Here is a 7,420-nt window from a genome sequence, read left to right as displayed (position 1 = left end):
CACCGACACCGCCGGCGCCCCCGTCGCCGCCGTCGCCGGCGGTACGGGCGGTCAGGGTGCCGCGGGTGGTCTGCTGGCGGGCAACGGCGGCGCCGGGGGCGCCGGCGGAGCAGGCGGGACCGGAGGTTCCGGTGGCACGGGAGGCACCGGCGGCCATGCCGGCCCGTCCGGTGGCACCGGCGGACTGACCGGGTCGCGCGGTGACGGCGGCGCCGCGGGCACCGCCGGGGCCGGTGGCGCGGGTGGCAGCGGAGGCGGTGCCGGCAACGCCGGGGCGCTGGGTAGCGTTGCCGGAGCCGGTGGCGCCGTCGGCACCGCCGGATCCCAAGGCGGGACCGGCACAGCGGGCGTCAGCGGCTAGCGAGGTCCCACGTGTACTCGAGTCCAGCCAGCAGCCGCCGCCATTCCGGCGGCGCATCCGCGGGCAGGGGCAGCCGAGTGCTGAGCGCCTCGGTCAGTTGCACCGCCGGCCCGCGCAGGACAGGTATGTCGTCACCGGGACGCTCGACGCGCACCGACACCGCGTCGTCGACGGTCATCACACAGTGGAAATCCGGGTCGGTCGCGTCGATGCCGAACCGTCCTCGGCATTCCATTCCGGCGCCGAACGCAAAGCCCTGCGTCAGAGCGGCTACGTAACGCAGGCTCGCGACGACCTCGTCGGCGACGACCGTAGGTGTCATGCCCAGCGGGATCACGATGTCCCGCTCGTGCACCCAGGAGTCCCACAGCGCGTGGGACATGACGAGCCGGATGGGCACCTCGCCCAGGGGCGACTCAGCCGAGGTGCACCATCCGGACCCGTCGAGCGCTTCGGCGCTCGCGATCAGCTCCGCGTTGGAGGAGACCAGCAGGTCGAGCACCTGCGCCGACGACAGGGCGGCCACCTGCTCGACCATCCGCAACGGCGACACGGCGGGGTCGAAATGCGGCATCAGGCGGGTCGGCTCGCCGGCGAGCCCGGCGACGGCGGACATCACATACAGGGGATTGATTCCGGCGATGTGGGCGATGACATCCCGTACCGACCACTGGCTGCAGCGGCTCGGCGCGGACCACTCGGCCTCGGTGAAGGTGGCGGCCAGCTCCGCCAACCGGAGGCGTTGGCGGACCAGCGGCACCGCGACGTCACCCGGATCCCCTTCGATTGTGACGACGGTGGGACCCGAATAGCGCGGCGAAAGTATCATAAAATGAACGATACTATAATTCTGAGCGTAACTACAATATCGAGTGGTGAGGACCCCGCTACCGTTGACGCATGTCGTCGCCCTCCCCCGCCCCGATGTCCCGCTCACAGCGCAAAAAGGCCAATACGGCTTCGTCGATCCTCGACGCGGCCGAGGCGCTCTTTCGGTCGCGGGGGTTTCAGTCAACAACCATCGACGAGATCGCGGACCGGGCCGACGTGTCGGTGGGATCGGTGTACGTGCACTTCGAGAGCAAGGCCGGTCTCTACCTCGCGCTGGTCGATCGAGCCCTGGCTGTCAACGAGGCGGCGATGGGCAAAGTGGCGGAACTGGGTCTGAGCAGTCCGCTGGAGCGGGTGTTCGCAGCGGGTGACGCCTACCTGAACTTTCACCTGGAGCATCCGGGCGCTTTCCAGATGATCGCCCTGCGGGTACTCGAACCGTCATCTGGCATGCAGGAGGCGGAGGCGCGCATCGCTGAACGGGTGCAGCATTTGGTGGGCGCCGTCGAGGCCGACTTGCGGGCAGCGATCGAGGCCGGCGAGGTTCGCTCCGACCTCGACGCTGCCCGCGCCATGCGGTTTCTCTGGGGCGCTTGGAACGGCGTGATCGCCATGGCGCTGCGCGAGGACCCGCTGCGGATCGACGACGCAGAGCTCCGGAAGACCCTGGAGGTGGGCCGGACGGTGGTCAGCGACGGGCTGCGCGCCGCCGGCCCACGGCGCTGACCGCCACACCGGTGAACCCCACCGACGTGGCGACGAACGACGCAAGCCCCATCGCCCGGTAGAGCGGGTTCTGCAGCAGTCCCGGCCGGTAGGCGAGCGGGAGGAACATCATCGCGTTCGTCCACGCTCCGGCACCCAGCGCGCGCTGAACTGCCGTGGGCGCATCGGGCACAGCCAGACCGACCGCCACCGTGCCGGTACCGAGCGCGATGAGGTCAAGGTGCCACTGCCGGATGCGCGCAGCGCTCTTGATCCCCAACTTCGCCGCACCTCCGTCGTCGTAGCGCACTGCCGCGTAGATCCAACCCGACAGCGCTCCGGCCGCGAGTTCCAGCACTCCGGATGTCACCAGAGTGGAGGGGACCGTGCGCTGCGGAAGAGCGCGCTCGAGGGTGGTGGCACTCATGCCACGACCGCCGCGCTTTGTGCCGCCTCAGGCATCGGCAACCGGTCGTAGACCCGGCGGCCGTGGCGGTTCTGGTAGGCCCATACCGCCGCCGCGACCGCGCCACGACGCTGCAACCAGAAACGGTCGCTGGCCAGCGCGCCCGACGAGCGAATGGCGTCGACGTCGGCCATGGCGTAGCTGTCGCCGTCGTCGCGGCCCTTGAAGTCGAGCACCTTCCCGGTCGCGTCGCAGATCTGGGCGCCGCCCTCGCAATGCCCGCGGTACGTCACGGGCGACAACGGGAACCGGCACGAGAACTCGCCGGCATGCGCTGCGTGGACGACGGGAGCGCCGACGTGCCGGGCGAACACGGCCGGGGCCGTGGTCGCCCGCCGGTGGTTGCGAGCCGCGGCGCCGCCCATGAACGGCCACCTGGGAATGCTCCACCAGCCGCTGCCGCCCAGGACGAGGTCCACCTGACCGGCCAGCCTTGCGACGGTCTGGGCACGGATCAACTCCCAGCAGAGCGCGACACCGACGGTCAGGTCCCCGGCCTGGATCCGGCCCGGGTCGGTTCCTCCGACATAGAGCGCGTTCTCCCACATCGTCGGGAGGTCTTTGTCGTGGCGACCGATCAGCCGCCCTTCTGGCGACGCCAGCAGGAAGGCGTTGCGCACGTGCCCGTCGTCGTCCCTGACCAAAGTCGACCCGCCGATGTGGATGCCGTGGCGACTCGCGAGATCCAGCAGTAACCGGGTCGGCTCACCATCGATCCGCGCGGCGTTCGAGCTCAGGTCGGTGCGGTATGCGACGCCCGTGGAGAAGAACTCGGGCAGCGCGATCCAGCTGGCGCCGGCGGCAGCGGCGCGGTCCGCCTGCCTTTCACACGCCTCGAGGTTGTGGTCGACGTTACCGAGGACGGCTTTGATCTGGACTGCCGCCGTTCGTATCTTTATAGTAGTGTTCATTTTTGAACCGTACTATAAAGAGAATGGAGAACACAATGCCGGACGAAAGCATCGCCACGGTCGAGTCGCTCTACCAGGCCTTCGCGAGTGCGAACCTGCCGCAGCTGCTGGCCGCGCTGTCCGAGGATGTCGTCTGGACACAGCCGGGAAGCACCCGCTTGAGCCAGGTACACCGGGGCCGCGAGGCGGTCATCGGCTTCTTCTTCGACATCGCGCAGTACGGTCTGACGGTGCGGCCGATCGAATACTTCTCCCGCGACGAGAAGGTGCTCGCCGTAGTAGACGTCGAGCTCGCCGGAGAACGCGCCAACGAAGTCGACCGATTCGAGTTGCGCGACGGCCTGATCGTCGCCGTCGAGCACATCGGCGACACGGAAATGCTGTCCCGCGCGCTCTCCGGAAGCACCCGGTGACCGCGATGAAGCCCAGCACCCAGCCCGGCTCGATCGGAACGATCGAATGGACCGAACGCACCGGCGGCGTTCTCAACCGCGCAGAGCAGCTCGCCCTCGCGCGCCCGCTGCTTCGGGGCCACCGCGGAATCATCGGCGGACGGGTCGCGATGGCGCTGCGGCTGCACGCAGGGCGGCGAACCTCCCTCGATCCGTCGAGTCTGACACCGCCCGACACGGCGCTGGCCCGGGACGCGGAGACAGCAGCCCGCGAGCTGCTCCCACCAGCCGTTCTGAACCATTCCCGGCGCTCGTACGCCTGGGGGGCCGCACTCGCGGCCGTCGACGGAGTCAGCTTCGACCGGGAACTGTTCTATGTGGCTTCGCTATTCCACGACACCGGTATCCCCAGCCCCGTCCCCGAGGTGGACTTCACTATTCGCAGCGCAGCCGTGGCCCGCGCCTTTCTCGATGCGCACCAAGTAGGACCCGAGGACCAGCGGACGGTGACGAACGCCATCGCTCTTCACCACACGCCCGGAGTGGCTCTCGATCACGGCCCCGAAGCATTCCTGCTTTCCGCGGGCGCTGCGGTCGACGTCTTCGGCCTGCGCAGCGGCCAGGTGCCAGACGCCGTCCGTGCCGCGGTGGTGCGGCAGTATCCTCGCCTGGGGTTCAAGCGCGAGTTCGCGGCACTGTTCCGCGCCGAAGCGCGGCAGGTGCCTCGTGGTCGTGCCTGGTACCTGCACCGGTTCGCCGTCAGCGACGTCGCGATCCGCCTCGCCCCATTCTGCGGATAGCGCGGCCGGCGAGGCGCGCCAAGAACGCTCCAAGAATCCTTTGAGAATCCTCCAAGGACGCCTCACGACACTATCGCGGTGCCTCAAACACTCGTCCGTCCCGATAGCGGCATCCTGCAGTTGCGGCTCGACCGGCCGGTGCTGCTGCGCGCGATCCCGTTCAACGCGATCTGCGAACAGCACCTGCTGCCGTTCTACGGTGTCGTGCACATCGGATACCTGCGCGGCGCCGAGCGGTTGAGCCCGGCCGAGCTCACCCGCATCGTCGACGCGTGCGCGATCGGCGTCCAGGTGCAGGAGAAGATGACGAGCCGCATCGGCCTGTGGTTGCACCACCAGCTCGCCCCGCGCGGCCTCGGTGTGCTGGTGGAAGCCGGGTACGGCTGCACGCCGGTGCGCGAGGGCGCCGCCCTGGCCGGCCCCACCACCACCCTGGCCTTCTACGGCTCGATGCGCGACAACGCTGATCAGCAACGTGAATTCATCACTCTCGCAACAAGAAAGAAGATCAATCGCCATGCCTGAGATCGCCTTCGCCGGCACTGCCCAGACGACCACCATGCACCGCGATGACGCACCCGTGGGACGCACGGCGCGTTTTCACCTGCGCAAGCGGTTCGGCGGACTGCACTGCTGCCGGCGGTCCTGGTCCGACAACGGCAAGCGGCTGTTCCTACACGGCTACGCACTCAGCTTCGAGATCGAATTCGCCTGCGACGAAAGGCAATCCGACGACCAGGTGTTGAGCGCAGAGTGCCTCGACGACATCCGCGCCGCGCTCGCGGCTCAGTTCGGGCACACCACGTTGATCACCTCGAACGACCCCCAGCGCGATTTGTTCGAACTGCTCGCCGAGCGCGACCTGGTCGACATGCGAATCGTGGAGAGCACCGCCCTGGAAGCCTCGGGCGCCTGGGTGTTCGAGACGGTGGAACGCATCGTCGCCCAGGCGACGGGCGGGCGGGCCTGGGTGTCGCGAATCGACGCTCAGGAGAGCGGCAGCAGGGTGTTCACGCTCACCGCGTTGCCGGTGAAGGACTGGGTGTGAAGGCGCCATTTGCGCTGCTTCTGGTCACCGGCCTGATCTGCGTCGGCTGCGGAAACGCCAGGGCCACAACCGATCTCGACGCCTTCCTGACGGGCCTCCCGTCGACGCTCAGGTCGGCCGGTTCACCCGAACAGTTGCGCGCCGCGCTCGCCGCGGCGCCGGTCGAGGTTTCACAGGGCGCCGGCTTCACATTGCGGTTTCCCGGTCGCGACGCGCATTGGCTGATGACGGCCTGGAACCTCGATCGCGTCTACGCGGTTTCCGCCGATCCGCATCAGCAGAACTGGCAGTTGATGCGGTACGGGCAGGATCTCGCCGATCCGAACGGCACGCGGATCGCGGTAGTCCCGATCACGTTCGGCTCCTGGACCGTCCGCCCGCAACTGGCCGGGCGCCCGGGCGGGCCACTGCCGAATACGGTGGCCGGCGCGTCCCCGGCCTACGACATCACCGACCACGCCGCACAGGTCGTCGGAATCGACCTGGAAATGTAACCGCCAGGTAGCCCAGGGTGCAGAATGCGACCGTGAGCGCCTCTGTGATCGGTTGCGTGGGCACCCTGATCGTTCCGACCCGCGGCGCCGAGGGCGCCGGTGAGGTGCTGCTGACGGTGCGCGGCTCCAAGGAGACCTTCCTGGCCCGCTCCGACGAACCGCTACCCAAGGGCACCCAGGTGCTCGTCGTGCAGGCCCACGGCCCACGAACCGTCGTCGTCGAGCCCTGGAATGACCCGACTTTCCCCTAGCAACGAAAACACAAGGAGTACAACCATGCTCGGCTACCGAGTGCCCGCGCCGGACGAGGCGATGCTGATTTCCGGCGGAAAGGCCAAAGGCAATGCGCCGTTCCGCGTGGTGACCGGGCACGGCGCCTTCGTCATCCCGTTCTTCCGCAAGGCCGCGTTCCTGACGCTGGCGATGTGCGAGGCGGAGGTGGCCGAGAAATGCGTCACCCAGCAGGGCATCACCCTCAACGTCCGGGCCGTCATCGCTTTCAAGGTGGGCAACGACACGGAAAGCATCATCGCCGCCGCGCAGCGCTTTCTGTCCGAACAAGACCAGATGTCGGTTCTGACCGGCCGAATCTTCGCCGGGCACCTGCGCTCGATCATCGGCTCGATGACCGTCGAGCAAATCATCCGGGAGCGCCAGAAGCTGGCCACCGAGGTGCTCGACGGCTCCAAGGAGGAGATGGCCCGCATCGGCCTGAACGTCGACGCGCTGCAGATTCAGTCCATCGACGACGACGGTCTGGGCTACATCAAGGCGATGTCGGCCCCGCACAACGCCGCGGTGCAGCAGCAGGCCCAGATCGCCCAGGCCCAGGCGAATCAGAAAGCCGCCGAGGCCGAACAGGAGTCGCAACGCAAGCAGGCCGAGTTCGCCCGGGAGACAGCCATCGTGAAGGCCCAGTACAAGGCCGAGGTGGACAAAGCTCAGGCGGAGGCGGCGCAGGCGGGTCCGCTGGCCGAGGCCGAGGCCCAGCGTGAGGTGCTGGCCATGCGCACCGAACTGGCCCAGCGCGCGGCCGAACTGCGCCAGCAGGAGTTGGTCGCCGAGGTGGTGAAGCCGGCCGAGGCGGAAGCCGAACGGGTCCGCATCCTGGCCGTGGCCGATGCCGAGAAAATGAAGATTCAGGCCGAGGCCGCCGCGTCGCACAACCGGGTCGCGCTGGACCGGATGATCATCGACCAACTGCCCGAGATCGTCGACAAGGCGGCGCGGGGGTTGGCCGGGTCCAATTTGACCGTGCTCAACGGCGCCGAAGGGATCAGTCAGGTGACCAGTGGCCTGGTGTCACAGGGACTGGCCATTTTCGACGCCGTGCGCAACGGACTGTCGCAGTACGACGACGAGGAAGGCGCCCCGGCGTGATACGCGGCGGTAAACGCCTGCGGGATATGAGT

The 7,420-nt window shown here is 68.2% G+C and carries 12 protein-coding genes; 9 read left to right on the top strand and 3 right to left on the bottom strand.

The genetic code is table 11. The annotated features are described in order from the left end of the window. Window positions 1–361, top strand: a 361-nt coding sequence (locus tag AWC08_RS36260; RefSeq protein ID WP_178132169.1) for a hypothetical protein, incomplete at its 5' end; no start/stop codon positions are given. On the opposite strand, the gene AWC08_RS03155 is transcribed toward AWC08_RS36260, so the two are convergent. Then, a complete protein-coding gene (locus tag AWC08_RS03155; protein ID WP_085087362.1) occupies window positions 351–1,190 on the bottom strand; it encodes a maleylpyruvate isomerase family mycothiol-dependent enzyme in 840 nt (279 codons plus the stop codon). The two genes, AWC08_RS36260 and AWC08_RS03155, sit on opposite strands and share 11 nt — an antisense overlap. Before the next feature lie 71 nt (window positions 1,191–1,261). Between AWC08_RS03155 and AWC08_RS03150 the strand changes: the two genes are divergently transcribed. Further along, entirely contained in the window at window positions 1,262–1,918 is a 657-nt protein-coding gene (locus AWC08_RS03150; protein WP_069433878.1) for a TetR/AcrR family transcriptional regulator, read from the top strand. Here AWC08_RS03150 and AWC08_RS03145 read toward each other — a convergent pair. Then, the gene (locus AWC08_RS03145) at window positions 1,881–2,324 is read right to left on the bottom strand and encodes a hypothetical protein (protein WP_232007893.1); all 444 of its coding nucleotides are present in this window, start codon (window positions 2,322–2,324) and stop codon (window positions 1,881–1,883) included. The two genes, AWC08_RS03150 and AWC08_RS03145, sit on opposite strands and share 38 nt — an antisense overlap. Beyond that, window positions 2,321–3,274, bottom strand: a complete 954-nt coding sequence (locus tag AWC08_RS03140; protein ID WP_069433877.1) for a carbon-nitrogen hydrolase family protein — start codon at window positions 3,272–3,274, stop codon at window positions 2,321–2,323. The genes AWC08_RS03145 and AWC08_RS03140 overlap by 4 nt, the downstream gene beginning before the upstream one ends. 23 nt (window positions 3,275–3,297) lie before the next feature. Between AWC08_RS03140 and AWC08_RS03135 the strand changes: the two genes are divergently transcribed. From AWC08_RS03135 to AWC08_RS03105, 7 genes are all read left to right on the top strand, one after another. After that, window positions 3,298–3,687, top strand: coding sequence for a nuclear transport factor 2 family protein (locus AWC08_RS03135; RefSeq protein ID WP_069433876.1), 390 nt, complete (start codon window positions 3,298–3,300; stop codon window positions 3,685–3,687). A 5-nt stretch (window positions 3,688–3,692) separates the two neighbouring features. Next, window positions 3,693–4,466: an HD domain-containing protein gene (locus AWC08_RS03130; RefSeq protein ID WP_156803088.1), complete on the top strand. Its 774-nt coding sequence runs from the start codon at window positions 3,693–3,695 to the stop codon at window positions 4,464–4,466. A 78-nt stretch (window positions 4,467–4,544) separates the two neighbouring features. Further along, the gene (locus tag AWC08_RS03125) at window positions 4,545–4,991 is read left to right on the top strand and encodes a GTP cyclohydrolase I (protein ID WP_065133930.1); all 447 of its coding nucleotides are present in this window, start codon (window positions 4,545–4,547) and stop codon (window positions 4,989–4,991) included. Beyond that, complete coding sequence (locus AWC08_RS03120) at window positions 4,984–5,514, top strand: 6-carboxytetrahydropterin synthase (RefSeq protein WP_065133929.1); 531 nt, start codon at window positions 4,984–4,986, stop codon at window positions 5,512–5,514. Before AWC08_RS03125 ends, AWC08_RS03120 begins: the two co-directional genes overlap by 8 nt. After that, window positions 5,511–6,008 (top strand): hypothetical protein, encoded by a 498-nt coding sequence (locus AWC08_RS03115; RefSeq protein WP_069433874.1) that lies wholly within the window; start codon window positions 5,511–5,513, stop codon window positions 6,006–6,008. Before AWC08_RS03120 ends, AWC08_RS03115 begins: the two co-directional genes overlap by 4 nt. A gap of 32 nt (window positions 6,009–6,040) precedes the next feature. Further along, the gene (locus tag AWC08_RS03110; protein WP_065133938.1) at window positions 6,041–6,259 is read left to right on the top strand and encodes an NfeD family protein; all 219 of its coding nucleotides are present in this window, start codon (window positions 6,041–6,043) and stop codon (window positions 6,257–6,259) included. A gap of 25 nt (window positions 6,260–6,284) precedes the next feature. After that, window positions 6,285–7,388 (top strand): SPFH domain-containing protein, encoded by a 1,104-nt coding sequence (locus tag AWC08_RS03105; RefSeq protein ID WP_065133927.1) that lies wholly within the window; start codon window positions 6,285–6,287, stop codon window positions 7,386–7,388. The last annotated feature ends 32 nt before the right edge of the window (window positions 7,389–7,420 follow it).

Origin of the sequence: Mycobacterium gordonae, from assembly GCF_002101675.1 — a bacterium.
Lineage (GTDB): Bacteria > Actinomycetota > Actinomycetes > Mycobacteriales > Mycobacteriaceae > Mycobacterium > Mycobacterium gordonae.
The sequence above is the reverse complement of the archived record's forward strand: the minus strand, read 5'-3'. Positions and strand labels throughout refer to the sequence as shown.